Origin of the sequence: Burkholderia diffusa, assembly GCF_902499115.1 — a bacterium.
In the GTDB taxonomy this organism is placed as follows: domain Bacteria; phylum Pseudomonadota; class Gammaproteobacteria; order Burkholderiales; family Burkholderiaceae; genus Burkholderia; species Burkholderia diffusa.
This window is the reverse complement of record NZ_CABVPN010000037.1, coordinates 1-16,289: the sequence shown is the minus strand read 5'-3', so window position 1 is coordinate 16,289 and position 16,289 is coordinate 1. Positions and strand designations below refer to the sequence as shown.

Annotated in this window: 14 protein-coding genes, 1 tRNA gene and 2 pseudogenes; 11 read left to right on the top strand and 6 right to left on the bottom strand. The window is 66.2% G+C overall.

Going from position 1 to position 16,289, the window contains the following annotated elements; all coding sequences use genetic code 11:
* Window positions 1-220: 220 nt before the first annotated feature.
* The 3 genes from BTE28158_RS29260 to BTE28158_RS29250 form a co-directional block, all read right to left on the bottom strand.
* Window positions 221-694 carry a VOC family protein gene (locus BTE28158_RS29260; RefSeq protein WP_151050438.1) on the bottom strand — a complete coding sequence of 158 codons (474 nt, stop codon included), beginning with the start codon at window positions 692-694 and terminating at the stop codon, window positions 221-223.
* Between the two features lie 469 nt (window positions 695-1,163).
* Window positions 1,164-2,321: a porin gene (locus BTE28158_RS29255; protein ID WP_151050440.1), complete on the bottom strand. Its 1,158-nt coding sequence runs from the start codon at window positions 2,319-2,321 to the stop codon at window positions 1,164-1,166.
* Window positions 2,322-2,745: 424 nt separating this feature from the next.
* Complete coding sequence (locus tag BTE28158_RS29250) at window positions 2,746-3,666, bottom strand: YihY/virulence factor BrkB family protein (protein WP_151050442.1); 921 nt, start codon at window positions 3,664-3,666, stop codon at window positions 2,746-2,748.
* A gap of 142 nt (window positions 3,667-3,808) precedes the next feature.
* Here BTE28158_RS29250 and fdnG point away from each other — a divergent pair, with 142 nt between their 5' ends.
* The 10 genes and pseudogenes from fdnG (at window position 3,809) to BTE28158_RS29200 (ending at window position 14,806) form a co-directional block, all read left to right on the top strand.
* Window positions 3,809-6,880, top strand: a complete 3,072-nt coding sequence (gene fdnG, locus BTE28158_RS29245; protein WP_148096086.1) for a formate dehydrogenase-N subunit alpha — start codon at window positions 3,809-3,811, stop codon at window positions 6,878-6,880.
* A 10-nt stretch (window positions 6,881-6,890) separates the two neighbouring features.
* A complete protein-coding gene (fdxH, locus tag BTE28158_RS29240; RefSeq protein WP_059679246.1) occupies window positions 6,891-7,805 on the top strand; it encodes a formate dehydrogenase subunit beta in 915 nt (304 codons plus the stop codon).
* The gene (locus BTE28158_RS29235) at window positions 7,802-8,428 is read left to right on the top strand and encodes a formate dehydrogenase subunit gamma (RefSeq protein WP_059599523.1); all 627 of its coding nucleotides are present in this window, start codon (window positions 7,802-7,804) and stop codon (window positions 8,426-8,428) included. The genes fdxH and BTE28158_RS29235 overlap by 4 nt, the downstream gene beginning before the upstream one ends.
* 107 nt (window positions 8,429-8,535) lie before the next feature.
* Window positions 8,536-9,471, top strand: a complete 936-nt coding sequence (gene fdhE / locus BTE28158_RS29230) for a formate dehydrogenase accessory protein FdhE (protein WP_174920224.1) — start codon at window positions 8,536-8,538, stop codon at window positions 9,469-9,471.
* A 73-nt stretch (window positions 9,472-9,544) separates the two neighbouring features.
* Entirely contained in the window at window positions 9,545-10,984 is a 1,440-nt protein-coding gene (gene selA, locus BTE28158_RS29225) for an L-seryl-tRNA(Sec) selenium transferase (protein ID WP_151050444.1), read from the top strand.
* On the top strand, window positions 10,981-12,906 hold the full coding sequence (gene selB / locus BTE28158_RS29220; protein ID WP_151050446.1) for a selenocysteine-specific translation elongation factor: 1,926 nt from the start codon (window positions 10,981-10,983) through the stop codon (window positions 12,904-12,906). Before selA ends, selB begins: the two co-directional genes overlap by 4 nt.
* Before the next feature lie 28 nt (window positions 12,907-12,934).
* A tRNA-Sec gene (locus BTE28158_RS29215) sits at window positions 12,935-13,030 on the top strand.
* Window positions 13,031-13,317: 287 nt separating this feature from the next.
* Window positions 13,318-13,539, top strand: a pseudogene (locus BTE28158_RS29210) (alcohol dehydrogenase); the annotation flags it as partial.
* 56 nt (window positions 13,540-13,595) lie between these two features.
* A complete protein-coding gene (locus BTE28158_RS29205; RefSeq protein WP_151050448.1) occupies window positions 13,596-14,090 on the top strand; it encodes a DUF2964 family protein in 495 nt (164 codons plus the stop codon).
* 407 nt (window positions 14,091-14,497) lie between these two features.
* Window positions 14,498-14,806 carry a hypothetical protein gene (locus tag BTE28158_RS29200; RefSeq protein WP_170296452.1) on the top strand — a complete coding sequence of 103 codons (309 nt, stop codon included), beginning with the start codon at window positions 14,498-14,500 and terminating at the stop codon, window positions 14,804-14,806.
* A gap of 120 nt (window positions 14,807-14,926) precedes the next feature.
* On the opposite strand, the gene BTE28158_RS29195 is transcribed toward BTE28158_RS29200, so the two are convergent.
* Entirely contained in the window at window positions 14,927-15,301 is a 375-nt protein-coding gene (locus BTE28158_RS29195) for a DUF3564 family protein (protein WP_124904843.1), read from the bottom strand.
* 70 nt (window positions 15,302-15,371) lie between these two features.
* On the bottom strand, window positions 15,372-15,701 hold the full coding sequence (locus BTE28158_RS29190) for a c-type cytochrome (protein ID WP_420868026.1): 330 nt from the start codon (window positions 15,699-15,701) through the stop codon (window positions 15,372-15,374).
* A 226-nt stretch (window positions 15,702-15,927) separates the two neighbouring features.
* Between BTE28158_RS29190 and BTE28158_RS29185 the strand changes: the two genes are divergently transcribed.
* Complete coding sequence (locus BTE28158_RS29185; RefSeq protein WP_124904845.1) at window positions 15,928-16,149, top strand: DUF3562 domain-containing protein; 222 nt, start codon at window positions 15,928-15,930, stop codon at window positions 16,147-16,149.
* Here the strand turns inward: BTE28158_RS29185 and BTE28158_RS29180 are convergent.
* A pseudogene (locus BTE28158_RS29180) lies at window positions 16,146-16,289 on the bottom strand (IS630 family transposase); the annotation flags it as partial. The gene BTE28158_RS29185 and the pseudogene BTE28158_RS29180 overlap by 4 nt on opposite strands.

The following is a 16,289-nucleotide window of genomic DNA, read 5'->3' as shown; positions in this document are numbered from 1 at the left end:
GACACGCTGTTGTCGGGCGAACCGGTCGCCGCATTCGTGCGTTCCGTGCGACGGATCGTCGAAGCCATGTTGTCGGCGTAGCAGCGCGCGAACGGCCGCTGCCCGCGATTGCATCGCGGTGCGAGGCAACCGCGTCGACGACCGCGATCATGCGCGTATCGCACGCGCTCCACAGGCGTGCCGATGCCCGCGCGAAGGAGGCCGCAGCGCCCGTGCTTCGTCAGCCCGCCGTGCCGGCGTAGGCGGCCTTCAGCGTGGCGACGTCGAACTTCGTCATCTGCATCATGGCCGCGGCCACGCGCGCCGCCTTGGCCTCGTCGCGGTCGGCCATCATCGGGATCAGCGCGTCGGGCACGATCTGCCATGAGACGCCGAAGCGGTCACGCAGCCAGCCGCAGCCGTCGGCCGTGCCGCCGTTGTCGAGCAGCGCGCTCCAGTAGCGGTCGAGTTCCGTCTGGTCGGCGCAACTGACCATCAGCGAGATCGCGTGATTGAACGTCTCGGTGCGCGGGTGGCTCATCGCGATGAACGGCTGGCCGAACAGCTCGAATTCGACCATCCGGGTGCCGCTGGTGCCGGCTACCGCCGTGACGCGCACGACGCGCGAGTTCGGGAAAATGCCGGCGTAGAAGGCCGCGGCTTCTTCGGCTTCCGTCACGTACCAGAGGAACGGCGTGATCTTCTGAATCGTCATGGAGCGTCTCCTGTCGGATGTCGATGAGGGACGGCGCAATTCGCGTGCCGCCATCGATACGACGGGCGAATGCCGTCGAAATCGACACGTCGAAGCATAGTGCTTCGCGTCACGGCATCGAAATCGGCAGGGCGCACGGACACGCGTCCGTTGCGATGACGGATCCCGTTGTCAGGCGTCAAGAGGGATGTGGCGTGGCCCGTGCGGCGGTGTGCGCCTGACCGGCCGTATGCAGATCTCGGACAGCAAGGGGTGTCCGGATGCGTTGGACAGGCTTCCAGCGCGCGACAGGCGGCTCAGGAACCGCTCCCGGCCGGTTGCCGTACCCAGAGTGCCGACCGCGGCCATCGCCCGCCACGGCGCCGCCGGCAACGGACGAAAAAAAACCAGCCATGGCCGAAGCCGGTGACTGGTTTTGCAGTTCGGCGACATGGCGTCGGAGACGCCATGCACACCGGAAACGTACTTCTTAGAACTTGTGGCGAAGGCCGAGTGCAACGATTTCCTGCGACTTCGTGCCGGCGATGCCATACGAACCGACCGAAGCTTGTGCCGGCGACGTCGTGCCGTCGGCGTTGAGCTGCGTGCCGCTTGCGTGCTGGTATGCGCCAACCAGGTAGATGTCCGTGCGCTTCGACAGCGAGTAATCCGCGCCCAGCGAAACCTGATGGTACTTGGCGTCCGTGTTGCCGCTCGCCTTCGTGTACGAGTAGCCGACACCCAGCAGCACCGGCGGCGTGACCTGATACGTCACGAACGCGCGGCCCGTGTTGTACTTCTCGGTCGAACCGAAGCCCGACGATGCGTCCGGCTTGTACTGTGCGTTGCTGTAGCCGAGGCCGAGCGTCACCGGGCCGATGGCGTACTGGCCGGCGACTTGCGCGATGCCGATCGACTTCGCCGAGACGTAGCCCTGGTTGATCGGGCCGTCGACGATGTTGTCCGACGTCGTCGACGTCCAGTCGGTGCGCGCGCCGGCGGTCGGCGTCGGGTTGTTTGCGTAGAAGTAACCAGCAGCAACGCCGATCGGGCCATTGTTGTAGGCGGCTGCGACCGACCAGGTTTGGCCTGAGCCCGTCTTGCCTGCAACACCGCCGAGGGCGTACATGCCTTCGACCTGCAACCCGGCGAACACCGGCGACGTGTACTTGATCGCGTTGCTGACGCGCAGGCTGTTGTCGTTGTTGTCGACGTCGCCCGGCGTTGCGAAGACGCTGCCGAAATAGTTGTCAGCCGTGACGCCCTGAACCAGGTCGACGATCGGGTCGTACTGGCGACCCAGCGTCAGCGTACCGTACTGGTTGCTTTCCAGACCGACGTAAGCTTGGCGACCGAACATGCGCTTACCCTGACCCAGCGCACCCGATGCAGAGTTGAAGCCGTTTTCCAACTGGAAGATCGCCTTCAGGCCGCCGCCGAGGTCTTCTGCACCCTTCAGGCCGAAGCGGCTGCCTTGCAGGTTGCCGCTGCCCATCGACCACGAGTTGTTGGCTTGGCCGTCGTTACCGTGAACATACGTGATCGACGTATCGATCACACCATACAGCGTGACGCTCGATTGAGCGTGAGCAGCGCCAGCGGCGCCCAGCAGGGCGAGCGAGAGGGTCGAGAGTGCGAGTTTCTTCATCGTTGAGTATCTCCACGCAAATGAATCGTCATTCGTTATTTGTTGCGGATTGGAGAATAGCTCAGTGCCATACATGCAAGAAAGCTTAAAAAATAAAGTGTCTCGAAAAGGTAACAGCGGGAAAAAGTCCATATATATCAAGCACATCAAGGACTGTTCCTCTTTTTGAAATAGTTGACAATTGCTGCGCCGCGATTGTTGCAGCGGGTGATGCGCCCGGCAGGAGAAGGGCAAGTTTCGCGGGTTCGCGCACGGAAATCGAGGCATGCAAACGTTTGCCTTCGCAGCGCGCATCGCCTGCCTATGTAAAGAGCGCATCAACGTGCTGGAATGCCCTGCGGGGCGGGGTGGTTGCGCAAAGGGCGGCGGTCGCGTAGGGCGGTGACACGATGCGCGCGGTGCGCGCGAAGCAATACGTGGGGAATCAGTCGCCGCTTGCGCGATCCGCCTGCGCGGACACGGCCGCAACGTTGCCGGTGCGGCGATGCGCATCGCCGCGCGCGGCCGCGAATTCCGCGCCGAGCAGCAGCACGGCTGCCGAGAAGTACAGCCACATCAGCAGGACCGCGAACGATCCGGCCGCGCCGAATGCGCTTGCCGTGCCCGCACGCGCGAGATACAGCGCGAACAGCTTCTTGCCGCCCGAGAACAGGATCGCGGACACGATCCCGCCGGTCATCGCGTCGCGCCATGCGACGCGCGCATCGGGCAGGAACTTCATCAGCGCGGCGAACGCGCCCGCGAGCACCGCGATGCCGACGAAGAACTGCAGCAGGTTGGTGATCGCGACGTACGGCGAATCGCCGAGCAGCCAGGTGCCGATGAACGTGATCGCGGTGTCGAGCACCAGCGACACGATCAGCAGGAACGCGACGCCGAGCACGAGCCCGAACGAAACCAGCCGCACGCGCACGAGCCCGAGCATGCTCGACCAGCGGCTTTCCGTGCTCGGCCAGATCACGCTCAGCGCGGTGTTCAGCGACGCGAACGTCGCCGACGCGCCGATCGCGAGCGCGGCGAACGAGATCAGCGTCGCGATTCCGCCGCGCTGGCCCGCGCGATGGGCGTTCTGCACGATCGTCTGGATGCTGGCCGCCGCGTCGTCGCCGATCAGCTGATGCGCCTGCTCGAATACCTGGCCGCGTGCGGCGTCGTCGCCGTAGAACCAGCCGGCCACGGCGATCACCATCACGAGCGTCGGCGCGAGCGAAAAAGCGGAGAAGAACGCGATGCTCGCGGCCATCGCCGAGCAGCGGTCGGACGAGAAGCGCTTGAACGCGTTGAGTGCCCAGTTGGCCTGTTGTTGTGCGAGACGGGTGGCTTCGGACGTAATCTGTCGTTTCATGACGGTTCGGTTGGGCGTTTAACGCAAGGACATCGGCGGGATCAGACACATCGGTATTGATCCGAGGATTCGATCATAGTTGCCTGAACTGTCTATAATTCCTTTCAGTTTCACCTCACCCCACAAAAACGCCGAGACCATCATGCTACAAATGTCCAGGCGCCAGTTCCTGAAGGTGACGGCCACGTCGCTTGCCGGATCGAGTCTTGCCCTGATGGGCTTTTCTCCGACGGAAGCGCTCGCCGAGGTCCGACAGTACAAGCTGGCGCGCACAGTCGAAACGCGCAACACCTGCCCGTATTGCTCGGTGGGTTGCGGCATCCTGATGTACAGCCTCGGTGACGGCGCGAAGAACGCACAGCCGAGCATCATCCATATCGAAGGCGATCCCGACCATCCCGTCAATCGCGGCACGCTGTGCCCGAAGGGCGCGAGCCTGATCGACTTCATCCACAGCCCGAGCCGCCTGACGCATCCCGAATACCGGGCGCCCGGCTCGGACAAGTGGGAACCGATCTCGTGGAACGACGCGCTCGACCGGATCGCGAAGCTGATGAAGGCCGACCGCGACGCGAACTTCGTCGAGACGACCGAAGACGGCGCGAAGGTCAACCGCTGGCTGACGACCGGCATGCTGGCCGCGTCGGCGGGCAGCAACGAGGTCGGCTACCTGACCCACAAGACCATCCGCAGTCTGGGGATGCTCGCATTCGACAATCAGGCGCGTGTCTGACATGGCCCGACGGTGGCAGGTCTTGCCCCGACGTTTGGCCGTGGAGCGATGACGAACCATTGGGTCGACATCAAGAACGCGGACGTGATTCTAGTGATGGGCGGCAATGCAGCCGAGGCCCATCCGTGCGGTTTCAAGTGGGTAACGGAGGCGAAGGCGCACCGCAAGGCGCGGCTGATCGTCGTCGACCCGCGCTTCACGCGTACGGCCTCGGTGGCCGACTACTACGCGCCGATCCGCACCGGCACCGACATCGTCTTCCTGGGCGGTGTGATCAACTATCTGCTGACGAACGACAAGATCCAGCATGAGTACGTGAAGAACTACACGGACTTCTCGTTCATCGTGCGCGAGGACTTCGCGTTCAACGACGGCATCTATTCCGGCTACGACGCGGAGAAACACGCGTACCCGGACAAATCGACCTGGGACTACGAACGCGGCGACGACGGCTTCGTGAAGGTCGACCCGACGCTGCAGCATCCGCGCTGCGTGTACAACCTGTTGAAGCAGCACTACGCGCGCTATACGCCGGACATGGTTCAGCAGACGTGCGGCACGCCGAAGGAGAAATTCCTGAAGGTGTGCGAAATGCTCGCGACGACGGCCGTTCCCGGCCGCGCCGGCACGGTGCTGTACGCGCTCGGCTGGACCCACCATTCGATCGGCGCGCAGATCATCCGCACCGGCGCGATGGTGCAGCTGCTGCTCGGCAACATCGGCATCGCCGGCGGCGGCATGAACGCGCTGCGCGGCCACTCGAACATCCAGGGGTTGACCGACCTCGGGCTGATGTCGAACCTGCTGCCGGGCTACATGACGCTGCCGATGCAGGCCGAGCAGGATTTCGACGGCTACATCAAGAAGCGCGTGCAACTGCCGCTGCGGCCGAACCAGCTCAGCTACTGGAAGAACTACAAGGCTTTCCACGTCAGCTTCATGAAGTCGTGGTGGGGCGATGCGGCGACAGCCGAGAACAACTGGGCCTACGACTACCTGCCGAAGCTGGACAAGCAGTACGACCTGCTGCAGGCGATCGAGCTGATGAATGCCGGCAAGATGAACGGCTACATCTGCCAGGGCTTCAACCCGCTCGCGGCGGCGCCGTCGAAGGTGAAGACGGCAGCAGGCCTCGCGAAGCTGAAATGGCTCGTGATCATGGATCCGCTCGCGACCGAGACCTCCGAGTTCTGGAAGCATCACGGCGACTACAACGACGTCGATGCGTCGAAGATCCAGACCGAGGTGTTCCGTCTGCCGACCACGTGCTTCGCGGAGGAAAACGGCTCGCTCGTCAGTTCGAGCCGCGTGCTGCAATGGCACTGGAAGGGCGCGGAGCCGCCGGGCGAGGCGAGGAGCGACCTCGAGATCATGGCGGGGCTGTTCCTGCGCATGCGCAAGATGTACCAGACGGACGGCGGCAAGTATCCGGACCCGATCGTGAACCTGACCTGGCCGTATGCGAACCCGGAAAGCCCGACGCCCGAAGAGCTCGCGATGGAGTTCAACGGGAAGGCGCTCGCCGATCTGCCCGACCCGAAGGATCCGACCAAGACGCTCGTGAAGAAGGGCGAGCAGCTCGCCGCGTTCGCGCAGCTGAAGGACGACGGCACGACCGCGAGCGGCTGCTGGATCTTCTGCGGTGCCTGGACGCAGGCCGGCAACCAGATGGGGCGGCGCGACAACTCGGACCCGACCGGCATCGGCCAGACGCTGAACTGGGCGTGGGCGTGGCCGGCCAACCGGCGGATCCTGTACAACCGCGCGTCGTGCGACGTCGCCGGCAAGCCGTTCGACCCGACCCGCAAGCTGATCGGCTGGAACGGCAGTGCGTGGAAGGGGGCCGACGTGCCGGACTTCAAGGCGGACGAGCCGCCCGAAAACGGGATGGGTCCGTTCATCATGAACCCGGAAGGCGTCGCGCGCTTCTTCGCCCGCGCAGGGATGAACGAAGGTCCTTTCCCCGAGCACTACGAGCCGTTCGAGACGCCGCTCGCGGCGAATCCGCTGCACCCTGACAACCCGCAGGCGCTGAACAACCCGGCTGCCCGCGTGTTCCCGGACGACCGCGCGTCGTTCGGCAAGGTGTCGGAGTTCCCGCACGTCGCGACGACTTACCGGCTGACCGAGCATTTCCACTACTGGACCAAGCATGCGCGGCTGAATGCGATCATCCAGCCCGAGCAATTCGTCGAGATCGGCGAAGATCTCGCGAAGGAAGTCGGCGTCGCGCACGGCGATCGCGTGAAGGTGTCGTCCAAGCGCGGCTACATCGTCGCGGTCGCGCTCGTCACGAAGCGGATCAAGCCGCTGACGATCGAGGGCAAGAAGGTCCAGACGGTCGGCATCCCGTTGCACTGGGGCTTCAAGGGGCTGACGAAGCCTGGCTATCTCGCCAATACCCTGACTCCGTCCGTAGGCGACGGCAACTCGTACACACCGGAATTCAAGTCGTTCCTGGTGAAGGTCGAAAAGGCGTAAGGGGGACGAGATGGCATTGCAATCGCTGGATATCAAGCGCGTCTCGGCCACCACGACGCCACCGCCCACGGTGCGCGAACCGGTGACCGGGAGCGTCGCGAAGCTGATCGACGTATCGAAGTGCATCGGCTGCAAGGCATGCCAGACGGCATGCATGGAGTGGAACGACCTGCGCGACGAGGTCGGCACCAACGTCGGCGTGTACGACAACCCGGCCGACCTGTCCGAGCACTCGTGGACGGTGATGCGGTTCTCCGAATACGAGAACCCGGCAGGCGACCTCGAGTGGCTGATCCGCAAGGACGGCTGCATGCATTGCGAGGATCCGGGCTGCCTGAAGGCGTGTCCGTCGCCAGGCGCGATCGTGCAGTACAACAACGGGATCGTCGATTTCCACGAGGAGAACTGCATCGGTTGCGGCTATTGCGTGACCGGCTGCCCGTTCAACGTTCCGCGGATCTCGAAGAAGGATCATCGCGCGTACAAGTGCACGCTCTGCTCCGACCGTGTCGCGGTCGGCCAGGAACCGGCCTGCGTGAAGACCTGCCCGACGGGCGCGATCGTGTTCGGCACCAAGGAGGACATGAAGCAGCACGCGGCCGAGCGGATCGAGGACCTGAAAGAGCGCGGCTTCGAGCATGCGGGGCTGTATGACCCGCAGGGCGTCGGCGGCACGCACGTGATGTACGTGCTGCACCACGCGGACAAGCCGTCGCTGTACCACGGGCTGCCCGACAATCCGTCGATCAGCCCGATGGTGAAGCTGTGGAAGGGCATCGCGAAGCCGCTCGCGGTCGCCGGTCTCGCGCTCACCGCGCTGGCCGGGTTCTTCCACTACACCCGGGTCGGTCCGAACGAGGTCAGCGAGGACGAGGAAGCCGCCGCCCGCGACGAGGCGCGACGCATCAAGGAGGACGGAAAATGAAGCACGACGACCCCAACCTGATCGTCCGCTACTCGGCGAACGAGCGCACGAACCACTGGATCACCGCGATCACGTTCGTGCTGCTCGCGCTGTCCGGGCTCGCGCTGTTCCATCCGTCGATGTTCTGGCTCACCGCACTGTTCGGCGGCGGCCAGTGGACGCGGATCCTGCATCCGTTCGTCGGCCTCGTGATGTTCGTGTCGTTCGCGATCCTGGTGGTGCGCTTCTGGCACCACAACGCGCTCGACGCGGACGACCGGCAGTGGCTGAAGCAGATCGGCGACGTGCTGACCAACCAGGAAGACAAGCTGCCGCCTGTCGGGCGCTATAACGCCGGGCAGAAGCTGCTATTCTTTACGTTGGTGGCGTGCCTGCTGCTGCTCCTGCTGTCGGGAATCGTGATCTGGCGGCGCTACTTCTCGTTCTACTTCCCGATCGGGGTGATCCGCGCGGCCGCTGTCGTGCATGCCGTGGCGGCCTTCGTGCTGATCGCGAGCATCATCGTGCACATTTACGCGGCGTTGTGGGTGAAGGGCTCGATCGGCGCGATGGTGCGCGGCACCGTCACGCTGGGCTGGGCTCGCAAGCATCACCCGAAGTGGTTCCGTGAAAGCGTGAAATAACGCACCGGAGCGGGGCGGCTCGCCGATCGCGGCGGGCCGGCCCGTCAGCCGTCGGAACCGCCCGAAGCGCCGACCTGTCGGCGCTTGTTTATTTGGAAGACATTTTTGTGACACAACGCATTCTCGAACCGACCGAGATCTCGGCACTCGATCATTCGGCCATCCCGCGCTTTCGCCTGCCGGAGCGCGCCACCGCGTTCTCGGCCCGCGCCGCGCGGCTGCGCAAGCTGGCCGACCTGAACCCGATCAGCGGCTACCTGCGGCTGATGGCCACCGTCGCCGATGCGCAGCACGCGACGCTGCAGACGCTGGAGCTGCCGCTGCCGTCGAAGGAAGCGATCGCACGTGCTCAGCAGCATTCGATGCCGCTCGTGCCGGCGCTCGGCGGCGAGCGCGACCCGCGCTGGCGCGCCGTGCTGTACGAACTGCTCGACCGGGTCGAAGGCGCCGGGCTGGTCAACCCGCAGCTCGCGAAGCTGCTCGACCGGCTGCGCCTGATGGCGCCCGCCGAACTCGACGCGCAGGCCGACGCGGTCCTCGCGCTGCGCTTCGCCGAAGTCGACCCGGCCACCGCGCCGTTCCTGATGGCGGCGCTACAGGTCGTCTGGACGGATCTCGCCAGCCGCGTTTCACCGGCCGACGTTCCGTACCTTGACCAGCCGGGGCTGTGCCCCGTGTGCGGCACGCATCCGGTCGCGAGCGTCGTGCGGGTCGGCGGCCAGTACCAGGGCTACCGCTTCCTGCAATGCGGGCTGTGCACGACCGAGTGGCACATGGTGCGCACGAAGTGCTCGCATTGCGACTCGACGAAGGGCATCGCGTATCACGGGATCGAGGGTGGCAGCGAAGCCGTCAAGGCCGAATCGTGCGACGAGTGCAAGACCTATCGCAAGATCGGCTATCAGGACAAGGACTACGAGTTCGAGCCGCTGGCGGACGATCTCGCGAGTCTCACGCTCGACCTGTTGATGAACGAGGCCGGCTACCAGCGCAGTTCGCCGAACCCGCTGCTGTGGCCGGACGTCTCGCGGGAAGCGGATTGACGGCAGTCGCCGGGGCGGTGCGCGAGCGCCGGCGCCGGCCAACTGCGAAGCATGAGACTGGAGCCACCACGACGTGACCGAACCGGGTTTGAATGAACTGAATGCCGTGCTCGCGCGCGTGCCGTCGGTCGAGCGTGTGCTGTCGTCGGCGCCGCTGCAACCGCTGCTCGCCGACTATGGCCGCACGCGCGTGCTGAACGCAGTGCGCGCCGAGCTCGAACGCTGGCGTACCGCCGCGCAGCACGATCCGGCGGCCGCCGAACCGCTCGACGAGCCGCGCATCGCCGCGGCCGTCGCGCGCACGCTGGCCGCGCAGAGCGCGGGCGCGGTGCGTACCGTGTTCAACCTGACCGGCACCGTGCTGCACACGAACCTCGGGCGCGCGCTGTTGCCCGACGACGCGGTGCGCGCGGTGGTCGACGTGCTCACGCGGCCGGTCAACCTCGAATTCGATCTTGCCACGGGCCGTCGTGGCGATCGCGACGACCTGATCGACGATCTGCTGTGCGAACTGACGGGCGCGGACGCCGCGACCGTCGTCAACAACAACGCGGCGGCCGTGCTGCTGGCGCTGTCCGCGCTCGCGACGAAGCGGGAAGTCGTCGTGTCGCGCGGCGAGCTGGTCGAGATTGGCGGCGCATTCCGCATCCCCGACATCATGAGTCGCGCGGGCGCAAGGCTGCGCGAGGTCGGCACCACCAACCGCACCCATCTGCGCGACTACGCGGACGCGATCGGCCCGCGCACCGCGCTTCTGATGAAGGTGCACTGCAGCAACTACGCGATCAGCGGCTTCACGAAGGAAGTGACGCTGGCCGAACTTGCGCCGCTCGCGCGCGAGCACGGGTTGCCCGTCGCCGTCGATCTCGGCAGCGGCACGCTCGCCGATCTGTCGCAATGGGGCCTGCCGCACGAGACGACAGTGCAGGAGACCGTCGCGGCCGGCGCGAACCTCGTCACGTTCAGCGGCGACAAGCTGCTCGGCGGGCCGCAGGCCGGCCTGATCGTCGGCGATCGCGCGCTCGTCGCGAAGATCAAGAAACATCCGCTCAAGCGCGCGCTGCGCGTCGGCAAGCTGACGCTCGCCGCGCTCGAACCCGTGCTGCGGCTCTACCGGGCGCCGGAGTTCCTGCGCGAGCGGCTCACCACGTTGCGCCTGCTGACGCGGCCGCAGCGCGATATCGCCGAGGCCGCCGAACGTGTGCGCCCGGCGTTGCAGGCCGCCCTCGACAGCGGTTTCGACGTGACGGTCGAGCCGATGTTCAGCCAGATCGGCAGCGGTGCGCTGCCGGTCGATCAGTTGCCGAGCGCCGGGCTCGTCGTGCGCACGTCGGACGGCAAGCGCGGCGGCCGTGCGCTCGCGCAACTCGAAAAGAAACTGCGCGAATGGCCGCGTCCGGTGATCGGCCGCATCGCCGACAATGCGCTGCGGCTCGACCTGCGCTGCCTCGAAGCGGCCGATGAAGCGGCATTCGTCGCGCAATGCGTGCAGGTCGCGGGGCCGGCTGCATGATCGTCGGAACCGCAGGGCACATCGACCACGGCAAGACGACGCTGGTGCGCGCGCTGACGGGCGTCGATACCGATCGCTTGAAGGAAGAGAAGGCGCGCGGCATCTCGATCGAACTCGGTTATGCGTATACGCCGCTCGAGAATGGCGACGTGCTTGGCCTGATCGACGTGCCGGGCCACGAGAAGCTGATTCATACGATGGCGGCCGGCGCGTGCGGAATCGACTTCGCGCTGCTCGTGATCGCCGCCGACGACGGCGTGATGCCGCAGACCCGCGAGCATCTCGCGATTCTGCAACTGCTCGGCATCACGCATGGCGCGGTCGCGCTGACGAAGTGCGATCGCGTCGACGCCGCACGCCTGTCGGCGGTGCGCGACGAGATTGCCGCGTGGCTGCACGGCACGACGCTCGACGGCGCGCCGATCTTCGAAACCTGTGCGACGCGCGCGGACGATCCGGGTGTCGCCGCATTGAAGCGTCATCTCGCCGATGCGGCGCTCGCGTGGCGTGCACGCCGCGACGACGGCCTGTTCCGGCTCGCGGTCGACCGCGTGTTCACGCTCGCCGGGCAGGGCACCGTCGTGACGGGTACCGCGTTCGCGGGCCGCGTGGCGACCGGCGACACGCTCGCGGTCGTGCGCACCGGCGCCGCCGCGCGCGTGCGCAGCATCCATGCGCAGAACCGGTCGGTCGACGCGGGCCGCGCGGGCGAGCGCTGCGCGCTGAACCTGGCCGGCATCGACAAGGCGGACGTCGAGCGTGGCGATACCGTCGCGGACGCGCGGCTCGTCGCGACGTCGTCGCGTCTCGACGTCGACCTGAAGTTGCTGGCCGATGCGGGGCTCACGCTGACGCACTGGGCGCCGCTGCACGTGCATCTCGGCACGCTGCATCGCGTCGCGCACGTCGCGCTGCTCGACGGCGATACGCTCGCGGCCGGCCAGCAGATGCGCGTGCAACTGGTGTTCGAAGAACCTGTGTTCGCGCTGCCGGGCGATCGCTTCATCGTCCGCAATCCGCAGGCGACGCGCACCGTCGGCGGCGGCCGCGTGCTCGACCCGTTCGGTCCCGCACGCAAACGCCGTACGCCCGCGCGTCGCGCATGGCTCGACGCATTGGCGGCATGGCTCGACGAAGGGCGGCTCGATGCACTGCTTGCGCAGGCGCCGCTCGGTATCGCACGCACGATGCTCACGCACCTGACGGGCTTCGCGCCCGGCGCGCTCGCGTTGCCGGACGACGCCCTGGCGATCGGCCAGCGCGAGCGCGCGTCGAACGACGGCGCGGTGATCGCGCGCGCGCACTGGAATACGCTGCAGGCGCGGGCGATCGACACGCTGCGCGCGTATCACGAGCGCATGCCGGACGAGCAGGGGCTCGATGCGGCGCGCCTGCGGCGAATGGCGGCGCCGCTCGTCGGCGATGCGCTGTGGCGTGCGCTGGTCGATGCGCTGGTGGATGGCGGGGAGGTTGCGCGAAGCGGGCCGTGGCTGCATCTGCCGTCGCATTCGGTGAGTTTCGATGCGCGCGAGGAAGCGCTGGCGCGGCAACTGCTGCCGCTGATTCGTGCGGGGCGCTTCGATCCGCCGTGGGTCCGCGATCTGGCGCGCGACACGGGCGCGGCCGAGGATGCCGTGCGCACGCTGCTGCGCAAGCTCGCGCGACGCGGCGACGTGCACCAGGTCGTGCGCGACCTGTTCTATCACGCGGATGTCGTGCGCGAGCTGGCCGGGCTGGTGGCGCTTCTCGCCCCGACGCGCGGCGGCGGGCTCGATGCGGCGACGTTTCGTGACGCGACCGGGCTCGGCCGCAAGCGCGCGATCCAGATTCTCGAATTCTTCGATCGGGTTGGGTATACTCGCTTCCACCGCGATCTTCACTTCCTGCGGCCTGATAGCGGTTGGGTGGGTATACAGGCGTAGGCGCTCGTCGTTCTTTTGTTTTTCCCACGGAAGGCATTCGTATCCGGTGGTACGGCCGGGCTTCAAACCCGGTTGGGGGTGTCAGACACTCCCGGGTCGGTTCGACTCCGGCTGCCTTCCGCCACATTGGCCTTCCGGCCTGTTCCGATCTCTTTCGGTGACGTCCTCTGCATCGCTGATTTCAAAGCGTTTTGCGGGTGGCGGCGTGCTCGCGGCTACCGTTGACGTCCCGCACGATTTCCTCACGAAGTGCGGGTAGCGATGTGGGTTGGTGGGTAGGGGGGCGACATGGCTGGACGACGGTTGCATCGACTCAGCGCGCTGCGGGTCGGGGAGGCGGTGGCCTCTATATGCAGATCGCGTGTTGATTTTCACCGAGTCCTCATCCACGGTATGTCAATTCGGCATGCTTACCAAAGCGGGTGGATCATCATGATCGATCCCGACTGGAACCGGCTCGAGGTTGCGCGCCGGTTCGGCGCAACCGACTGCATCGACGCTCGCGCGGGCGACACGGCCGGCGAGATCATGACCTTGACCTTGACCGACGGGATCGGCGTCGACTGCGCGATCGAGGCGGTCGGCATCGCCTGGCGTGAACGGGGGACGCTGCGAGTCGTCGACGGCGCAGTCGGGCAATCCGGGCGGCACCGCGTTTTTTCTACGGACAGCCGGAACGGTGTCAGCGCTTGATAAAAGTCAACGCTGCGGATTCCGAAGCTTCGAAGATGAACGTGTGGCTACGCCTGCCGCGTTCGATGGTTTCGTGCGGCAGGCGGCGCGGGCGGGGGCAGAACCCGGTCTGCCGTCTTGCAGGCCGCCGCCGCGGCATCCGGCGCGCAGTGCCGGGCAGCGCGGCCGTGCGGTTCCCGCGCGTGGCCGGCTGTCCGGTGCCGATGATTTCCGCGGCCCGGGCTACCCATGAGGATGCCTTAAACGTCGTAGTCGTCATCCCTTTCCAGGAGAGCGGCATGTTTCCCACCGATTTTCGCCAGTGTTTTGCCAACGTTGCGATCTTCGCGTCGCAAGCCGGGCTCATCGCAACGGTGCACGCCATGCTGGCCCACGACGGCTGGGCGCTCTATGTCGGCATGCTGTCCTGTTGTTCCGGCGTCGGGGGATTGATCGCGATGCGGCGGCCGGCGATCCCGCGAGTCGTGCGGGTCCGGCGCGATCGCCTGTAGCCGGATGCCTGATGGCGCCCGGGATGAAACCGCCCCGGCTTTCGTGCGGGTCCAGCCGTGCGTGTTGCCGAAGGTCCGGTTGTCCGACCCGCGCACCGATCGGGCCTGCGGCTGTTGCCGGCGCGGATCGCCGATGCCGGCACCGTCTCCAGAGGAACGAGCCGGCGGCGGGTTGCCGCCGCGCTGCCGGCCGGCTGGATGCTCGGCACCGATTTCGCGAGACCGGCGCGGGTTGGCGGACAGCGTGCGGCGATGTCCGTCGCTTGACTCATATCAACGATGCAAACCCAGCGCCACGGAAGATGGATGCACGAAATCGGGCATTGCGAACGCACCACACTGAAGATGAAGAACCGGCTCTCGCCGTCAATCGGTGCGATCAACAGGAGCGGAACATGGGAATCGGGATGCAGATCGCCTACTTCGGCTTCGCCGGGTCGGCTCGGCTGGAGGCGGAAGCGAGCATCCAGCTGATGCGCCTCGAGCCGTTCTGTACGCAACTGGCCGGCTGCCATCTCGCGATCGAGGCCATGGGCATGTCGGCCCGCGAGCCGACGTATGACGTACGACTCGATCTGATCACCCGCAACGGGGAATTCCGTCCCGTTCCGCATATGACGGGCGCGGATCCCCTGGACGCGCTGCAGCGGGCGTTCGATCTTGCGGAGTGGCAGCTCGCCGGGACCGCCGCTGAAACCCACGAGAACCCGCGCTGACACGTTCCGCGCATCGGACGCGATTCGCCGTGGCACGACGCTTCGGTCCGCCGCGGTTCGCCTGGCGTGAGTCGATCCGCCAGGGCGACGGGGGCGGCGCAGCCGGCGCCGCTGGTCCGGCTAATCTTCTTCGTCACCCGTGAATATCTCGTGCTCCGGGATCTCCGCCGTATCGTCGACACACTGCACCCGCCATTCGCCAGGCACGGGCGCCTGCCGGGCATCGCGCAGCCAGCGCGCGATGCCGGCCTGGCCTTCGAACGGCGCGGACGGTGTGTCGAGGCTGAAATCGTCGAGCCAGCACAGGGCGCCGGCGTTGTCGGGGCCCGTCATCAGGGTGGCGCTGCCGTCGCGGACGAGCGTCCCCCACGCGGGCAGGTCCATCCCCGCATGACCTTCGCGCGACCAGCGGCCCATGGCCGTGTCGATCCAGAGAATGGCATAGGCGGAAGGGTTGTCGCAGGCGAAAGTATCGAGATGCAGGGTGATTCGCACGATGGGCTCCGAATCGATGAAGGAGGGTGGCCGCCGTCACCGTCGGCCGACGTTTTTGCTGGCTCATGACTCAGCGAGTCAACGTATGCGCGTGCCAGGAGGACAGCGAGCCGCCACGCTCGGCGGGCAGCCGCATCGCGGTGTCGCCCCAGTGCGCGCGGCCGCCCAGTCTCAGCTTGTTCGCGAGCAAGTCCTCGACACGCGGTGTGTCCCGATACCGCTCCGCGATCTGGTGTAACGACGGTGCGAGGAACGACATGTCGGCGGTGTGGCAGAACATGCATTGATGCGGGTCGACGAGCGCGGCGGGCGCCGGCACCTGGGCGGACGCCGTCCCAACCGCGAGCCACGCGAGTGCGGGCAGGTCTCCCGGCATGCATGTCACACGAGCGCTTGCCATCGCGCGGTGTCCGGCAAATTATCCAGTCTATGCGTGGTCCCAGGTCGGCGATTGACGCAAGTCAAACTCCGGAACACCCTCGCCGGCCGGCTGGATCTGCGGTCAGGGCCGCGCATCGATCCGGGGCTTGTTGACTCATGTCAAGCGCGGTGGCGCTGCCGCGCGTATCAATGGATTCAGCCAGGACGACCGTGGATGAAGGCCTTGGCCTTGCGGGAGGGCGGTGATGAACCAGGATCGGTTGTTCGCGTCGTTGGCGGCCTTGGCGCGCGACCTGTCGATTTCGGACGACGCGTTGCGACGGATGCTCGACGACGAAATCGCGACGCTGACGAAAGATGCCCGCGTGCATGATTACCTGCGGATATTCGCGATCCGTCGCCTGAGCCTGCGCATGCGGTCGCCGGACGCTGCAGGCCGGTATCCGGGGCCGAAACCGGGAGGCTAGTGTCCTGTTCCGCTGATTCGCGAGCAAAGTCGATGCAGCTTTTCGAGGATGGAATCGGCTGACGCGGTCCAGACGAACGGTTTGCAGTTTTCGTTGTAGTGGGAAACGAATTGATCGATTCGCTTGACCAGTTGTTTGAC